Origin of the sequence: Sphingobium quisquiliarum P25 (assembly GCF_000445065.1) — a bacterium.
Taxonomy (GTDB): Bacteria; Pseudomonadota; Alphaproteobacteria; order Sphingomonadales; family Sphingomonadaceae; genus Sphingobium; species Sphingobium quisquiliarum.
In genome coordinates this window covers 16,048-31,116 of the sequence record NZ_ATHO01000072.1, presented here as the reverse complement: position 1 = coordinate 31,116, position 15,069 = coordinate 16,048, and the positions used below count along the sequence as shown (strand labels likewise).

The window sequence follows — 15,069 nt, the reverse complement described above, 5'->3', positions numbered from 1 at the left end:
CCGCTGGAGCCGCAGGACTTCGGCATTCCGCATGAACTGACGCAGCTGTCCAACATGCGCAAGACGATCGCGCGGCGGCTGACGCAGGCCAAGCAGACGGTGCCGCATATCTATCTGACGGTCGATGTTCAGCTCGACAAGTTGCTCAAGCTGCGCAGCGAACTGAATGCGGCGCTGGAAGGGCAGGGGATCAAGCTGTCCGTCAACGATCTGCTGATCAAGGCGCTGGCGGCCAGCCTGATGCAGGTGCCCGAATGCAATGTGCAGTTCGCGGGCGAACAGATGCTGAAGTTCAGCCGCGCCGACATTTCCGTGGCGGTTTCGGTGCCCAACGGCCTCATCACGCCGATCGTCAAGGACGCCGATGGAAAGGGCGTCGCGGCGATCTCGACCGAGATGAAGGATTTCGCTGCGCGCGCGCGGGAGGGCAAGCTCAAGCCCGAAGAATATCAGGGCGGCACCGCCAGCCTTTCCAACATGGGCATGTATGGCATCAAGCAGTTCGAGGCGGTGATCAACCCCCCGCAAGCGATGATCATGGCGTGCGGCGCGGGAGAGAAGCGGCCCTTTATCGTCGATGACGCGCTGGGCGTCGCGACGGTGATGAGCGCGACGGGCAGCTTCGATCACCGCGCGATCGATGGCGCGGATGGCGCCAGGCTGATGCAGGCGTTCAAGGCGCTGGTCGAAAACCCGCTGCTTATATTGGGTTGATGAAAAGCTATGGCGGCCGGGCAAGTCCCGGCCGCCGATATGCGCTATTCGACAGTCAGGCCCAGAAGGGCCGCCGCGTTCAATCCAAGGATGCGCGCCCGGTCGCCGTCCGCCAGCCCGGAATGGAATCCGACCGGATCGACTTCGCCCATGTCGAACGGATAGTCCGTTCCCATGCAGATCCGCTCCGCGCCGTGGTTGCGCACCAGGGATTCCAGTTGGAGCGGATCGAACACCAGGGAATCGATCCATATCTGGCGAAGATAGCTGGACGGTTCGCGCGTGATCGCCCCGCGGCAATCGGGACGGGCGCGATAGGCGTGATCCATTCGCCCCCAATAGCCGGGCAGATAGCCGCCGCCATGCGCCACGCACAGCCGCAAACCCGGATGACGATCAAGCACGCCGCCGAATATCAGGTGGCTGAGCGCGATCGTGGATTCCAGCGGCATGCCGATGATGTTGCTGAGATAATGATCAGTCAGCCTGCGGCCTTCGGTAATGGCGAGCGGGTGCATGAACAGCAGCACGGCCAATTCCTCCGCCGCAGCGAAAAAGGGCTGGAAGCGCGGATCGGCCAGTTCGACGCCGTTGACGTGCGAACCGATCTCGATCCCGCGCAGGTCCAGGTCGCGCACGCAGCGGCGCATTTCGGCCACCGCCAGTTCCGGTTCCTGCAACGGCACCGTGCCCATGCCGACGAAGCGGGCAGGATGGCGGCCGACAGCCTCCGCAATGCCGTCATTGACGGCGCGGGCGGCGGCGCGGCCTTCCTCGGCCGGGGCGAAGTAGAAATATTGGCCGGGCGAGGGGCTGAGCGCCTGGACATCGACGCCCTGCGCGTCCATGTCCGCCAGCCTTTCTTCCGTGCCGTTCAGTTTCGGCGCGACCTTGCACAGCATGTCCGCCATGACCGACGCTGACGCCGCGTTGATGAACGGAAAGGCGGGCGGCCGATCCGTAATGAGCGGGTCCGCCGCCGGAATATGCATGTGGCAATGAATATCGACGGCAAGATGCTGGCCCCGCCGCTGCACGGCTATCGGCTTGCGATGAGAGCAGGCGTGGCTCTGGCTCATCCGGTCATACTCCCAAAAGTCATTTTCCGTCGCGCCGCCGGTCAGAAATGGATTTCCGGCAAAGGCTGCCCATCATGCACATAAGGGGCTGCCTCGATCAGGATGAAGGCCATGCGGCACGGCGTATCGCTGCTGTTGCGCCACAGATGCATCGTGCCGCGCTGCACGGCGACATCGCCCTGCCGCAGCGTCGTGACCGAACCGCCGTCCAGTTCCAGTTCGATCTCGCCCGACAGCACCAGGCCGTAATCGACCGAACTGGTCCGGTGCATGGGCGAAACCGTGCCCGGCAGGATGTCGACGATGCGGATGACCGAGCCCGACGATATCGTGTGGCCGGTCGCCAGTTCCCGCCCGTCAATGGGGTCATTGGCATCGGCGGGAACGGTCTTCGTCGCCCAGATTTGCAGGAAGCGCGCGCCACCGGCTGGCACGTCATGCGTGGCGGCCGTGTCGTCCGAACGGATGATCGCGCGGCCGTCTCCGTCATGGCCGGTGACGACGCGCCGGATCGGCGGAAGACCGGCCGCGGTCATGCCGCCGCCTCCGCCTTGCGTGCGTTCGTGGCGGCGTCCGGCGCAAGCGGGTCGGCCACGCACCGCACGACCTGCGCGCCGACGAGCCCGTCGATCTCGCCGCGCATTACGTCGCCCGGCTGGAGATAGCGGTTATAATGGGTGCCGTTGCCCGACGGCGATCCGGTCATGATGATGTCGCCCGGACGCAGCGGCGTATAGGTGGCGATGAAGTGGATGATCCGCGCCACGGGGAAGATCATGTCGTCCGTGCCCTCATCCTGCATGACACGATCGTTCAGCGACAGGCGGACATGCAGCTTCTGCGGATCGGGCACGAAACGCGCTGGCGTGATGTAGGGGCCATAGACCTTGAAGCCCGGCGCGCCCTTGCTGGCCAGCCAGTCCATGCCGAGTTGCGGCATGTCCGGGCGGGCGTTGAGATCGCGCGAGGTGATGTCGTTCATGATCGAATAGCCGGCGACGCAATCGAGCGCCTTGTCCAGCGAAACGCGGTAGGCAGGTTGCCCGATCACCACGGCCAGTTCGAGTTCCCAGTCCGGTTCGGCATGATCATGGGGCAGAACCAGTTCCGTGTCCGGCCCGGCGAGCGCCCCCCTGTTGGCCACGAACACGAACGGCCTGCCGCCCGCCGCCCGCGCGTCCATCACCTTGCCGCCCGCGATCCGCCGTTCCTCAGGCGTCATGTCCTTGAACTCGCCGGGGCCGGTGTCGACAATGATGTCGACCACATGCTTGCGGTAATTGGCGCCGGAGCCGAACACGTCGCCGGGCATGTTGGGCATATGTGCGGTCAGCGTCTGCTCGTCCTGCCATCCGTCCTGCGGAGCGGACTGCATGGCCGCGCCGATCGCCGCGTCCCAACGGCTCCAGTCGGCCAGCAGCGCGTCCACGGTGCCGGGTGCGCCGTCCAACAGCCTGCTCAGGGGAAGAACCCGGCCATTCTGTACGATCCCCGGCCAGCGATCCCCGCTCGCCTGAGAGAACATGCCCAATGCGTAAATTCCGGTCATGAGGTCACTCCGATTGTTCAGGCGAGTTCAGGATGCGTTTTCAGATGTGCGCACCGCGTGAAAGCTCGCTATCTGCCATTTTCCATTCCGCTTGACCCACACTTGGGTCACGAACGATCCCACTTCGATCCGCTCCTCATGTCCCCGCCTGCGGACGATGTTCGTCATTTCCCCGGTCATGATCGCGGCGCCGGGGCCGATGCGCCGCACCTTCAACGGTCCCCGGCGGATGTCGATGAATTGCAGGAAACCACCGGCATGCTGAAGCAGCTGCGCCTTGTCATGCACGATGCCCGTGGTGTGGACATGCACGATGTCGTCGGCGATCAGTTCTTCGAACGCGGCCATGTCGTCTGTGGTCAGCGCTTCCCTGCGGCGCGCCTCCAGGCCGGCGAGCATCGCCGCCAGCGCGCCATCGTCCAACCCGTCGGCTTCAAGCTCATAAGCGGTGCTCAAGCTTGTCTCTCCTGGAAGATCGTTATACCCTATAGCAGACTGAGTAGATCGCGGGGCGGCGCGGGTCCAATCGATCTGGGTGATCACTGCTATTCGCGATTGCGATATTTCAACGGGCGATCCATTCAGTCCTTGTGGCGATATGAGGGGGAAAGATGCTCCGTCGGACCGCCTGGAGCAATATAGAAGAAGAGGATGTCGATGCGCTTTGAAAAGCTGGATCTCAATCTGCTGGTGGCGCTCGATGCCCTGATCGAAGACCGGAATGTTTCCGCCGCGTCCAAGCGGCTTCACCTGAGCCAGCCTGCCTTGAGCGGCGCGCTCAACCGGCTGCGCGACTTTTTCGGGGATGAGCTTCTGGCCCAGAACGGCCGAACGATGGTCCTGACGCCCAAGGCCGAGGAACTGCGTGGCCCGGTGCGTGAAGCCCTGATGTTCATCCGCGCGCGCATCACCACGCCCGCGGCGTTCGAACCGGCGACGGCGGAGCGCAAGTTCCGCATCCATGTGTCCGACTATGCCTATGACGTTCTGATCGCCGATGTGACGCGCAAGGCGATGACGCTGGCGCCGGGCGTTTCCTTCGAGCTTTTCACGCCCGATCGCAGGATGATGGAGCGGCTGGAACGGGGAGAGGTGGACATGATCATGACCATCGATTCCTATCTGCCCGATACTCATCCCAAGCAGGCGCTCTATACCGACGAACATTCCGTCATCAGCTGGTCGGAAGGGCGCTATGCCCATGCGCTGAGTGCGGAGGAATATCTGGCCGCGGGGCATGTCATCGCGGCTTTTGGTCCCGACCGGCTGCCAGCTTTCACCGAAGCGCATCTCGACCACCAGGGGATCAGCCGCCGCGTCGACATCAGCGTGCAAAGCTTCACCTCCATTCCGCGCAGCATCGTGGGGACCGACCGGCTTGCGACGATGTACCGGCGTCATGCCGAATATTTCGCGCAGTTCATGCCGATCACGATCCAGCGGCCGCCGCTGTCCTTTCCCGACATCGTTGAATCGGCCCAATGGCACACGTCCCGCGCGGGAGATGGCGCGATCCGCTGGCTGCTGGACCTGTGCCTGGAAGCGGAGAGGGAGATGCACGGCGGGCAAGGCGAAAGGAAATGTTTATAGCTCGCATTGAACCTTTGGATTTTTGGCAGTCTCCGCGCTCGTGTACCTGCGTCTGTAAATTCTCTGGAGAGGTTATATGGGCGGAATCATAGGGATCGAGTCGATAATTTATGGTGTCGAGGATCTCGACCAATGTGTTCGCTATTTTGAGGATTTCGGCCTGCATCTTTCCGCCAGGGCCGATCGGGAAGCGATATTCGAACTGGAGGAAGGATCGTCCGTTCTGATCCGCCCCCTTGCTGATGCCGTTGTGGAAGGACAGAAGCTGACGGGCTTCGGCGTGCAGCAGGTGATCTGGGGCGTTCGCGACCAGAAGAATCTGGATCGCCTCGTGGCGCGGCTGCGGAATGTCACAGATGTCGCGATCGATGCGGACGGGACGGCGCGCTTCCTGGATTGCGACGGTATTGCCATGGGTCTGCGCATCTATGACAAGAGGACCATCTGGGGCGCGCCGGAGCCGGTCAATAGCTATGGCAATGTGCAGCGGCGCAACGCCAATCGCAAATGGCGGGTGAAGGCCAATCCCAAGACGATCCAGCATGTCGTGTTCCACGCGCCTGACCCGGAAGCCAGTTTCGCCTGGTATCGCGACAATCTGGACTTCCGGCTTTCCGATATTCAGGAAGGTATCGGCGTTTTCGCCCGCGCGCCCGGCACGAACGATCATCACAATCTCTATTGGCTGCGCGCCGATCTGCCGGGATTGACTGGCGCGACAAGGTTCAACCACGCGAATTTCGGTGTCGAGGACATTGACGAGGTCATGGTCGGCGCGAATTACATGGAACGCCAGGGCTGGAAGAAGTCGAGCTGGGGGCTGGGGCGTCACCGCATCGCCAGTTCGATCTTCCTCTATCTGCCCTGCCCGGCCGGGGGGGAGGCCGAATATGGCACGGACAGCGACTCTCTGGATGATAGCTGGGTGCCCCGGCGCTGGAGCTGGCTGTTCGGCACGATGAGCTTCATGCACAACCTCCAGCCCTGGATCTTGGAAGAGGTCCCGTGGGAGGTGGATTTCGTCGAAGGCTATGCGCCTGCCAAGCCGGTCGCTCCGCATCCCGATCAGGCGGCGGACGCGGCGGTCAAGGCTGGCGGCGTCGAGGCCGGGGCCGCGCTGCCCAATCCGACCCATGGGAAGCTGCTTGCAGCGGGGAAGGCCATGACTGAGAGCCAGAAATGACGGAAATCGACCTGCGCCGCCGCGCCTGCATCGTTGGAGCGTTCGAACATCCCACGCGCAAGGCGCCAGACAAGACATCCGCGCAACTGCATGCCGAATGCGCGCGCGGTGCGCTGGAGGATGCCGGACTGACGCTCAGCGACGTGGACGGCTATTTTTGCGCCGTGGACACGCCCGGCCTGGGGGCGATCGACATGGCCGAATATCTGGGCCTCAATCCGCGCCACATGGATACGACGGAATTGGGGGGCGCTTCCTATCTTTCGCATGTGAGCCATTCCGTTCAGGCGATCGCCGCGAACAAATGCGACGTGGCGCTCATCACGCTTGCGGGGCGGCCGCGCAGCGCTGGCGGCGGGATCGGTGCCACTGGCCCCTATATCTCCCCCGACACGCCGGACCTTCCGTGGGAACGCCCCTATGGCTGGGCGCCCGCGCCGATGTACGCGCTGGCGGCGATGCGGCACATGCATGAATTCGGCACCACGTCGGCGCAGCTTGCGGCCGTGCGCGTGGCGGCGTCCCTGCATGCGCAATATAATCCCAACGCCATGCTGCAAACGCCGGTCACGGTCGAGGAGGTGCTGGCCTCGCCGATGATCAGCGATCCGCTGCACAAGCTCGATTGCTGCGTGATCAGCGACGGCGGCGGCGCGCTGATCGTCGCCCGGCCGGAAATCGCGCGTTCGCTCGCCCGCCCGGTCGTGAATGTGCTGGGCGCCGGAGAGGCCTATAAGGGCTATCTGCGCGGGCAGGTGGACGTTAGCTGGTCCGCCGCCGCGCTGTCGGGGCCCAGGGCGTTCGCGGCAGCGGGCGTTTCCCCGCAGGACATCCAATATGCCTCGCTCTACGACAGCTTCACCATCGCCGTCATCATGCAGCTGGAGGATCTGGGCTTCTGCGCCAAGGGCGAGGGCGGACGCTTTGTGGAGGAGGGGAACCTGATCGCGGGCCAGGGCAGGCTCCCCTTCAACACCGATGGCGGCGGCCTTTGCAACAATCATCCCGAACATCGCGGCGGGATAACCAAGGTCATCGAAGCAGTCCGCCAGTTGCGCGGCGAAGCCAATCGTGAGGTTCAGGTTCCCGGCTGCACCCTGGCCGTGGCCAGCGGCTTGGGCGGCATGATCGGCGGCAGGCACGCGACTTCGACCCTCATTCTGGAACGCGAGTAACCTATGACGACGCCCTATCAGGACCGGCCTCTGCCCGGACCCATGCTCGACACATCGACCACGCCCTTCTTCGAAGCCGCGAAGGAGGGACGGCTGATGATCGCCCGCTGCACCCAATGCCGTCAGCCGCACTGGTATCCGCGCCCGCTCTGCCCCTATTGCCTGGGCGATACGGCGTGGGAAACGGCGTCCGGCCGGGGCACCGTCTATAGCTACAGCGTCGCGCGCCGGATGGGGCCTGTCCCTTACGCCATGGCCTATGTCCGACTGGAGGAAGGCGTGACGATGCTGACCAATATCGTCGATGCCGACCTGGACACGATCCATATCGACCAGCCGGTGGAAGTGACGTTCAAGCCGATGGAGGATGGCTGGATGATGCCGATGTTCCGTCCCGTAGAAGGGCAGACCGATGCCGCTTGAACAAGGTGATATCCTCTGGACGCCCGGCAAGAAACGGCGTGAGGCATCGCAACTGGCGCGGTTCGAGCGCATGCTGGCGGACACGCGCGGCCTCCACTTCGCCGATTATGAGGCGTTGCGGCAATGGAGCGTGGATTCGCTGGAGGATTTCTGGCGCGCGATTGTCGAATTTTTCGACCTTGGCGGGGACGGTTCGCCCGAACCCGTGCTCACCGGCGATCAAATGCCCGGCGTCCATTGGTTTCCCAACTTGCGGATCAACTTCGCCGAACAGATATTCCGCCAGAGCAGCGACGATCGTCCCGCCCTCATCCACCGCGACGAAAGCGGCGCGCCGCCGCGCGAGATCGGATGGCGCGAGCTTGAGCGTGATGTCGGCGCACTCGCCGCGACGCTGCGGCGGCTGGGGGTGGAGCAGGGCGACCGGGTCGCCGCCTATCTTCCCAACCGCCCCGAAACCGTGGTCGCTTTCCTCGCCTGCGCCAGCATCGGCGCCATCTGGTCGAGCTGCGCCCCGGAAATGGGGCATCATGTCGTGCTCGACAGGCTGAGCCAGATCGAGCCCAAGGTGCTGATCGCGGCAGACGGCTACCGCCACGGCGGGAAGCAGCATGATCGCCGCGCGGCGGTAAGCGAATTGCTGGCGAAGCTGCCCAGCGTCAAGACGCTGATCCATGTCCCTGCGTTCAGCGACGGCCCGCCGTCCGAATGGCGTGACCTGCTGTCCTGGGCCGATGCGACGAAGGACGCCGCTCCGCTGGAGCCGGTGCGCCTGGGCTTCGAACATCCGCTGTGGATCGTCTATTCCTCTGGCACGACGGGCTTGCCCAAGGCGATGGTCCATGGCCATGGCGGCGCGGTGGTCAAGCTGCTGAAAACGCTCGCGCTACAGGCGGACCTCCAGCCGGGCGACCGGGACCTCATCATCGCCAGCACGGGCTGGATCGTGTGGAACGTGCTGGTCGGCGGGCTGCTGTGCGGCGCGACGGTCATGCTGTGGGATGGTCATCCGGGCTGGCCGGATCGCGAAGCGCTGTGGGATTTCATCGACGATCAGCAGGTTTCCATGTTCGGCTGCGGCGCGGCCTATCTGACCGGCGCGATGAAGGATGGTCTGCGGCCGGGCACGACCCGGAAATTCGCGGCCCTCAAGACGCTGATCTCCGCAGGATCGCCATTGCCGCTGGATGCGTTCGCCTGGGTCTATCGCGACCTCAAGGCGGATGTGTGGCTGACCGCGCCGTCGGGAGGGACCGACATCATCACCTCCTTCGTTTCCAGCGCGCCCACGCTTCCCGTCCGCGCTGGAGAAATCCAGTGCGCCGAACTGGGCGTGGCCGTGTTCGCCTTTGACGAACAGGGCAGGCCGGTCGAGGATGAGGTGGGCGAACTTGTCGTCACCAAGCCGCTGCCGTCCATGCCGCTCTTTTTCTGGAACGACCCCGATGGCAGCCGTTACCGCGAAAGCTATTTCGATGTCTATCCGGGCATATGGCGTCATGGCGACTGGATTCGCTTCACGCCGCATGGCGGCTGCATCATCTATGGGCGAAGCGACACGACCATCAACCGCTTCGGCATCCGTATGGGAACGGCCGAAATCTATCGCGTGGTCGAGGAGATGGACGAGATCCGCGACAGCCTGGTCGTCGACCTTGAATATCTGGGCAGGCCGTCCTTCATGCCGCTGTTCGTCGTTCTTGCCGATGGCGTGGTTCTGGACGACGCGCTCAAGCAGCGGATCATCGACCGCATCCGCCGCTTCGCCTCGCCGCGCCATGCGCCGGACGACATCGTCGTGGTCCCGGCGATCCCCCGCACGCTGACCGGCAAGAAGATGGAGCTTCCGGTGCGCAAGATGCTGCTGGGCGCGGACCCCGCCAGCGTCGCCAGCCCCGACGCCATGGCCAACCCGGAAAGCTTTGCCGCCTTCATCGACTATGCCCGGTCAGGCCGCGTGCCCCAGATGGCGGCTTGACCGTGTGACCGCCGGGCGGACCTCCATCCGCCCGGCGCCTGTCAGCGATAGGCTTTCAAAAAGGCCACGAGCTGGTCGATCTCACTGGCATTGGTCATGCCCGGAAACAGCATGCGGTTGCCGGGAACCATTTTGGAAGGCGCGGCGAGATAGCGCTTGAGCGTGGGCGCATCCCACACCACGCCTGCCTTCTGCATGGCGGGCGAATAGCGCCGGAAGCCATCCGCTCCGCCTGACTTGCGCCCGAAAACGCCCCTGAGATCTGGCCCGATGCCGTCGCCCAGAACGCTGTGGCAGGCGGCGCAGCGGCGTTGAAAGATGATTTTACCGGGCGCAGGCTCGGTCGCGGGCGCGGCGTCCGCCACGCCGGGAACGAAGGCGGCCGCAGCCGCGATCAGGGCGGGAATGATGGTGGTGCGCATATATCGTCCCGATGCGGTCAAGCTGGTGGAGTGAGGTAGCCGAACATCCCGTGCGGATCATATCGCGCGAGAAGGGACTTCATCCGCTCGGCCGACGCCGCCGACAGGTAGCGGCGGTTGTTGCCATATTGGCGGTTCATCAGCATGTTGTCGTCGTTCAGATTGCCGCCGTTCGAAATCGGCGCGAAATCGCGGATGAAGTCCTGCGTCCATGCGGCGCAACGGGCATCATCGGCCGGATCGGACGAAACGCTAGTCGGCGAGACATAGCTGCGGCCCGTGATTGAACAGGCCATGTCCGGCAAAGTGCGGGCAGGCACGAAGGGCTGCCAGAAGACGAAGGATTCCGGCGTCGGGCGGCTGTTGAACGACCGGAGGAAGCGCGGAATAATCTCGTCCGCGCCCGCATCGGTCCACGCGCCGTCGCAGACGAAACGCCCGCCGGTCAGGAGCAGCGGATCATCCTCCGTATCCGACGGCATGTTGACCGGCAGTTCCACCATCTTGTCGACCGCTTTTCCAAGCACGGGACAGGTCGCCAATATCTCACGCACCGCCTGCAAGTGCGCTTCGGTTTCGGCGTGGATGGGGCAGGTGAGCAGGAGCCGATTCTCGCCCTCCATGGCCGTGGCGAGGGCGAACATTTCAAGGTAGCGCGGAAAGCGCTCCATCGCTCCGTCCATCCATCTGAGCACCGGCTCTATCTCTGATTGCGGGAAGATATAGTTGGTGAGCCGCTGAAAGGCCGGGCGAGGGTGAACGCGAAGATAATAGCGCACGGCCACGCCGAAGAAGCCCGGCCCGGACCCGCGCGCCGCCCAGAGATAATCGCTGTTATGGCTTTCGTCGGCGTGGATCAGTTCGCCATCGGCCGTGACCAGGTCCAGCGCCATGAGATTTTCGCATCCCAGGCCAACCGACAACGCATTCCAGCCAAAGCCGCCACACATCACGAAGCCGCCCAGGCCGACGCCGTAATTATGGGCCGTTGGGAACATCAGATCATGCTTTTCGCGCAGCAGCCGGTTAAGGTCCTGGCTTTGCGTCGACGGGCTGATCACCGCGATGCGCTGGGCGGGATGGACGTCGATCTGTTCCATTTTCGCCAGATTGATCAGCAAGCTATTGTCGCGCGTGTGCGTCCCTTCCCAGCTATGGCCGCCTGAGCGCGTTCCGACCTTCCATCCTTTTGCGCGGGCAAGGCGGACGGCATGGATCACGTCCGTCTCGTTCGTGGCGAGAACGATGGCGTGCGGATATCGTTCGGGCTTGCGCGCATTCCATATGCCCGCTTCCCGGATAGGCTCGTAATTGTCGTCGGACCGGAAAAAGATCTTGCCCTTGAGTGCTTCAAGAGGATCGGAACGCTGCGAAATCGTCGTGAGCTTCTGGGCGCGGGCAACCGCCGCGGCGGCAAGCAGAAGGCTGCCTCCAACAAGATGTCTCCGGTTCAACATGGCCATCAGGCTCCCCCTCATTCCATCAACTTTATGTTTTCTTTGCCTGATCCGGTTCTTGTCCACTGGATCGAAGCGAGGCAGGCGCCCGGTTCTCTGGGCAGCATTGCATGACGCACCGCGCACCCCGCGACGGAATATTTGACGACCGGCGTGACGTATGACAATGCATGATTCCTCGCCATTTTCATACTTTGCGTCCGGCATGTCCTGATGGAACCGCTTTCTCAGCTTCTGGCCGCTGTGCGCATTTCCTCTCCGCTGCTGTCGGTGATCCGCATCGGCCGCGATACGGCGGTGCGGATCGATTCCCTGTCGGGCAGCCCCTTCAACTATGTCATCAAGGGCAGCTTGATCTTCACGTCCGGCGATACGGTGGTCCCGCTTGAGCGCGGCGATTTCCTGATGCTTCCGCGATGGCCGGTCCATGAATTCACGAACGGCGAACGCCTGCATACGGCCTCGCTCAAGGATATTTATGAAGGGCTGGGCCTGCCGAGCTGGAGCGAGGATCTCGACCAGTCGATCAGGATCGACGTTGGCGATCCGCCCTGGACGGCGGAACTGCTGTCGGGCACGGCGATCCTGAACTTCGCGGCCGTATCCAGTGTCGCGCGCGCCCTGCCTGACGTCATCCATCTTGGGGGCGCGCTCAACCGGCTGAAGCCCTGGATCGAGCCGGTCATGCTGCTGATCGAGGATGGCAGCGGCGAACCACGGATGGGCTTCAATACCGTCGCCACCCGCGCGATCGAAATGCTGCTGGCCGTGGCGCTGCGTGACTGGGCCCTGTCATCCTCGCATGAACGCGGATGGCTGCGCGCCATCGGGCATCCTCCTGTTGCCCGCGCGCTCGCCGCGATCGGCCGTGCGCCTGGCAGGCATTGGACGGTCGCCAGCCTTGCGGCGGAAGCGGGCCTTTCCCGCTCCGTCTTTGCCGAGACTTTCCACCGGCTGATGGACGAGACGCCCTTTCACTATCTGCGCCGCTACCGCATGCAGCTTGCGGCGGAACGCTTGTCTGACGGAGATGCCTCGCCCGCGCGGATCGGTGCGCAATTGGGCTATGACAACCCGCTGACGTTCAGCCGCGCCTTCCGCTCCGTCCACGGCACAAGTCCGTCGCGGTTCAGGAAAGCCAGGGCGGCGCGGGGGGCGGGCGGAGGGTCCGGGCCCGACGCCGTTTGACAGCCCGGCGGCAATGCTCGCCGCCTACATATCGGCGATCCGGCGATGGATGCTATTCATATTATCAATTGGTTTCGAAAATCGGCACCGCGTAACCGATAGCCCCCGGCTTTTACCGAACGATGGTCAACCGTCGCAGAACAGCGGGTGGATTGATCGATCAATCGCAGGAGAGGTTCGATGCTGGACGATGCGACGCGCTGCCCTGTCAGCGATTGGGACCCATATGAGGACGCGGCGCTCCTCGATCCCTATCCTCATTATGCGCGGCTGCGCGATATGGGGCCAGTGGTTCACTTGTCGCATTATGATCTTTGCGCTGCCTCGCGACAGTTCCGTCCGCTTCGCACTGGATAATTGGGAGATTTTCTCTTCGGCGAAAGGCGTGCTGCTGAACGATCGCGCCAATGAAGGCGCAAGCGGCACGACCCTGTGCAGCGATCCGCCCGAACATACGCGCATGAAGGACGTGATCATGCGTCCGTTGAAACCTGCGGCGCTGCGTGAGCATGACTCGCATATCAAGGGCGAGGCCCGGTCGCTGGTTGCGTCCCTGCTGCAACGCGGCACCTTCGACGTGGTGGCCGATCTGGCGCGGCACCTGCCGCTCGCCATCGTTTCCAGGCTGGTCGGCTTGCCTGAGGTGGGGCGGCAGTTGATGCTGGACTTCGCGCCCGCATCGTTCAACACGGCCGGCCCGATGGAGAAGGAACGCACGCGGCAGGCGTTCGAGGTGCTGGAGCGGACCTGGCCCCAGATCGTGCCTGGCGCCGCGGCGGACGTTCAGCCGGGCAGTTGGCTTGCCGGGCTCTATGAAGCGGCGGATGAGGGAGCGATCCCCCGCGACAAATGCGCCACGATGGTGCTCGATTATGTAGGTCCCAGCCTGGACACCACCATCACCGCCACGGTGAACGCCATCTGGCTGTTCGCGAACCATCCCGGACAATGGGACCTGCTGCGCGACCGGCCCAACCTGATCCCCAACGCCATTAACGAGATCGTGCGCCTGGAATCGCCCATTCAGGGCTGGACCCGTTATGTGACCCGCGACGTCGATGTCGAGGGCGTCACCATTCCGGCAGGTTCCCGCGTGCTGGTGATGTTCGCTTCGGCCAATCGCGACGAACGGCGATGGGATGCGCCCGAACGGTTCGACATTGGACGGCAGGGCGTTGCCCAGCATGTCGGCTTTGGCCGGTCGGTCCACAGCTGCGCGGGCGCGAACCTCGCCCGGATGGAGATCGCCGCCCTGCTCACCGAACTGCTCCCGGCGGTGAAACGCTTCGAAATTATCGAAGAGGAACGGGAGGTCAACAATATCGTCCGCCTGTGGAAGCGGCTTTCTGTCCGCGCCGTCCAGCAACCGGGGCGGGCGGGACAGCGTCAGCCGTTGCACGAATGAGGAGGCGAATATGGAAGGTGACCAGCCGCGCGATCCGATCATGCTGGATGGCAAGGTGGCGATCGTCACTGGCGCCGCCGGAGGCATTGGCGCCGCCACCGCCAGGCTGATGGCGCGGCGCGGCGCAAGCGTCGTGATCGCCGATATTGCCGGTGATGCGGCGCAGGCGGCCGCACAGCGGATCGGCGAGGATGGAGCGGCCGCCATCGCGCTTCCTGTCGATCTCGCGGATGAGGCGTCGGTCGTCGCGCTGATCGAGGAGACGGTGTCCCGCTTTGGGCGGCTCGACATATTGCACAATAATGCCGCGGCGCTCACGCCCGAACTCCATGCGGCGGACCTGGATATCGCGCGGATGGAAACATGGGCGTGGGACCGGAGCTTCGCCGTCAATTGCCGCGGCACGATGATCGCGATGCGGACCGCGCTGCCGCACCTCGTCACCTCGCGCGGGGCGATCGTCAATACCGTGGCGGCGATGGCCCTGCGGGGCCATGCCCTCCAGGCTGCCTATACCGCGTCCAAGGCGGCGGTGATCCAGATGACCCGGTCGGTCGCGGCGTCGCACGGCCGCCTGGGCGTGCGCTGCAATGCCGTCGCCCCCGGCCTGATCCTGACGCCGGTCGTGCGCGACCATCTGCCGCCTGAAATGCTGACGATGACCCTTGGCGAGACGCTGAACGACAGGCTCGGCGAACCGGAAGACGTGGCGCAGATAGCCGCCTTCCTGGCGTCGGACGCGGCGGGGCATGTCAATGGCCAGGTCGTCACCGTGGATGGCGGCTATATCAGCCATATTCCGGGCGTATCCGGCTTGTCCTGAGCGAGCATAAAGCCCTGTCATGAGGAAGCCGGGGCGAAGCGCCGGGAGGGGCGGCCTCTGCCCGCCGCTGGGTCCCGGCCCTG

Annotated in this window: 16 protein-coding genes; 10 read left to right on the top strand and 6 right to left on the bottom strand. The window is 64.0% G+C overall.

The genetic code is table 11. From position 1 onward, the window contains the following. On the top strand, positions 1–714 hold a 714-nt coding region (locus L288_RS30925; RefSeq protein WP_021238081.1), incomplete at its 5' end, for a 2-oxo acid dehydrogenase subunit E2. A gap of 44 nt (positions 715–758) precedes the next feature. Here L288_RS30925 and L288_RS30920 read toward each other — a convergent pair. From L288_RS30920 to L288_RS30905, 4 genes are read right to left on the bottom strand one after another with little or no spacing between them, the layout of a single operon-like run. After that, the gene (locus L288_RS30920; RefSeq protein WP_021238080.1) at positions 759–1,793 is read right to left on the bottom strand and encodes an amidohydrolase family protein; all 1,035 of its coding nucleotides are present in this window, start codon (positions 1,791–1,793) and stop codon (positions 759–761) included. Positions 1,794–1,834: 41 nt separating this feature from the next. After that, positions 1,835–2,329, bottom strand: coding sequence for a cupin domain-containing protein (locus tag L288_RS30915; protein WP_021238079.1), 495 nt, complete (start codon positions 2,327–2,329; stop codon positions 1,835–1,837). Beyond that, on the bottom strand, positions 2,326–3,342 hold the full coding sequence (locus tag L288_RS30910) for a fumarylacetoacetate hydrolase family protein (protein ID WP_084465734.1): 1,017 nt from the start codon (positions 3,340–3,342) through the stop codon (positions 2,326–2,328). Before L288_RS30910 ends, L288_RS30915 begins: the two co-directional genes overlap by 4 nt. Positions 3,343–3,369: 27 nt before the next feature. Then, on the bottom strand, positions 3,370–3,798 hold the full coding sequence (locus L288_RS30905) for a nuclear transport factor 2 family protein (protein ID WP_021238077.1): 429 nt from the start codon (positions 3,796–3,798) through the stop codon (positions 3,370–3,372). A 195-nt stretch (positions 3,799–3,993) separates the two neighbouring features. On the opposite strand from L288_RS30905, the gene L288_RS30900 reads away from it, so the two are divergent. From L288_RS30900 to L288_RS30880, 5 genes are all read left to right on the top strand, one after another. Beyond that, the gene (locus L288_RS30900) at positions 3,994–4,932 is read left to right on the top strand and encodes a LysR family transcriptional regulator (protein ID WP_021238076.1); all 939 of its coding nucleotides are present in this window, start codon (positions 3,994–3,996) and stop codon (positions 4,930–4,932) included. A 76-nt stretch (positions 4,933–5,008) separates the two neighbouring features. After that, complete coding sequence (locus L288_RS30895; protein WP_021238075.1) at positions 5,009–6,115, top strand: VOC family protein; 1,107 nt, start codon at positions 5,009–5,011, stop codon at positions 6,113–6,115. After that, a complete protein-coding gene (locus L288_RS30890) occupies positions 6,112–7,290 on the top strand; it encodes a thiolase domain-containing protein (protein ID WP_021238074.1) in 1,179 nt (392 codons plus the stop codon). The genes L288_RS30895 and L288_RS30890 overlap by 4 nt, the downstream gene beginning before the upstream one ends. Before the next feature lie 3 nt (positions 7,291–7,293). Then, complete coding sequence (locus L288_RS30885; protein WP_030540953.1) at positions 7,294–7,713, top strand: Zn-ribbon domain-containing OB-fold protein; 420 nt, start codon at positions 7,294–7,296, stop codon at positions 7,711–7,713. After that, positions 7,703–9,691 (top strand): acetoacetate--CoA ligase, encoded by a 1,989-nt coding sequence (locus L288_RS30880; RefSeq protein ID WP_021238072.1) that lies wholly within the window; start codon positions 7,703–7,705, stop codon positions 9,689–9,691. The genes L288_RS30885 and L288_RS30880 overlap by 11 nt, the downstream gene beginning before the upstream one ends. 41 nt (positions 9,692–9,732) lie before the next feature. Here the strand turns inward: L288_RS30880 and L288_RS30875 are convergent, their stop codons facing one another. After that, the gene (locus tag L288_RS30875; RefSeq protein WP_021238071.1) at positions 9,733–10,113 is read right to left on the bottom strand and encodes a c-type cytochrome; all 381 of its coding nucleotides are present in this window, start codon (positions 10,111–10,113) and stop codon (positions 9,733–9,735) included. A 17-nt stretch (positions 10,114–10,130) separates the two neighbouring features. Then, the gene (locus L288_RS30870) at positions 10,131–11,333 is read right to left on the bottom strand and encodes an FAD-binding oxidoreductase (protein WP_161625650.1); all 1,203 of its coding nucleotides are present in this window, start codon (positions 11,331–11,333) and stop codon (positions 10,131–10,133) included. Between L288_RS30870 and L288_RS43450 the strand changes: the two genes are divergently transcribed. The 4 genes from L288_RS43450 to L288_RS30860 all read left to right on the top strand — a co-directional run bounded on the left by L288_RS43450 (position 11,325) and on the right by L288_RS30860 (position 14,986). After that, positions 11,325–11,684 carry a hypothetical protein gene (locus L288_RS43450; RefSeq protein ID WP_161625649.1) on the top strand — a complete coding sequence of 120 codons (360 nt, stop codon included), beginning with the start codon at positions 11,325–11,327 and terminating at the stop codon, positions 11,682–11,684. The two genes, L288_RS30870 and L288_RS43450, sit on opposite strands and share 9 nt — an antisense overlap. A 99-nt stretch (positions 11,685–11,783) precedes the next feature. Continuing rightward, positions 11,784–12,758, top strand: coding sequence for an AraC family transcriptional regulator (locus L288_RS41960; protein ID WP_021238069.1), 975 nt, complete (start codon positions 11,784–11,786; stop codon positions 12,756–12,758). Positions 12,759–13,065: 307 nt separating this feature from the next. Next, positions 13,066–14,163, top strand: a complete 1,098-nt coding sequence (locus L288_RS30865) for a cytochrome P450 (RefSeq protein ID WP_051209638.1) — start codon at positions 13,066–13,068, stop codon at positions 14,161–14,163. Between the two features lie 10 nt (positions 14,164–14,173). After that, positions 14,174–14,986, top strand: coding sequence for an SDR family NAD(P)-dependent oxidoreductase (locus L288_RS30860; RefSeq protein ID WP_021238068.1), 813 nt, complete (start codon positions 14,174–14,176; stop codon positions 14,984–14,986). Positions 14,987–15,069 lie beyond the last annotated feature (83 nt).

Excerpts from the sequence above, each read along its gene's own strand:
- L288_RS30880 (WP_021238072.1), top strand. The coding sequence starts at position 7,703 with ATGCCGCTTGAACAAGGTGATATCCTCTGGACGCCCGGCAAGAAACGG.
- L288_RS30885 (WP_030540953.1), top strand. The coding sequence starts at position 7,294 with ATGACGACGCCCTATCAGGACCGGCCTCTGCCCGGACCCATGCTCGAC.
- L288_RS30875 (WP_021238071.1), bottom strand. The coding sequence starts at position 10,113 with ATGCGCACCACCATCATTCCCGCCCTGATCGCGGCTGCGGCCGCCTTC.
- L288_RS30900 (WP_021238076.1), top strand. The coding sequence starts at position 3,994 with ATGTCGATGCGCTTTGAAAAGCTGGATCTCAATCTGCTGGTGGCGCTC.
- L288_RS30920 (WP_021238080.1), bottom strand. The coding sequence starts at position 1,793 with ATGAGCCAGAGCCACGCCTGCTCTCATCGCAAGCCGATAGCCGTGCAG.
- L288_RS30915 (WP_021238079.1), bottom strand. The coding sequence starts at position 2,329 with ATGACCGCGGCCGGTCTTCCGCCGATCCGGCGCGTCGTCACCGGCCAT.
- L288_RS30860 (WP_021238068.1), top strand. The coding sequence starts at position 14,174 with ATGGAAGGTGACCAGCCGCGCGATCCGATCATGCTGGATGGCAAGGTG.
- L288_RS30865 (WP_051209638.1), top strand. The coding sequence starts at position 13,066 with ATGATCTTTGCGCTGCCTCGCGACAGTTCCGTCCGCTTCGCACTGGAT.
- L288_RS30895 (WP_021238075.1), top strand. The coding sequence starts at position 5,009 with ATGGGCGGAATCATAGGGATCGAGTCGATAATTTATGGTGTCGAGGAT.
- L288_RS41960 (WP_021238069.1), top strand. The coding sequence starts at position 11,784 with ATGGAACCGCTTTCTCAGCTTCTGGCCGCTGTGCGCATTTCCTCTCCG.
- L288_RS30910 (WP_084465734.1), bottom strand. The coding sequence starts at position 3,342 with ATGACCGGAATTTACGCATTGGGCATGTTCTCTCAGGCGAGCGGGGAT.
- L288_RS43450 (WP_161625649.1), top strand. The coding sequence starts at position 11,325 with ATGGATCACGTCCGTCTCGTTCGTGGCGAGAACGATGGCGTGCGGATA.
- L288_RS30890 (WP_021238074.1), top strand. The coding sequence starts at position 6,112 with ATGACGGAAATCGACCTGCGCCGCCGCGCCTGCATCGTTGGAGCGTTC.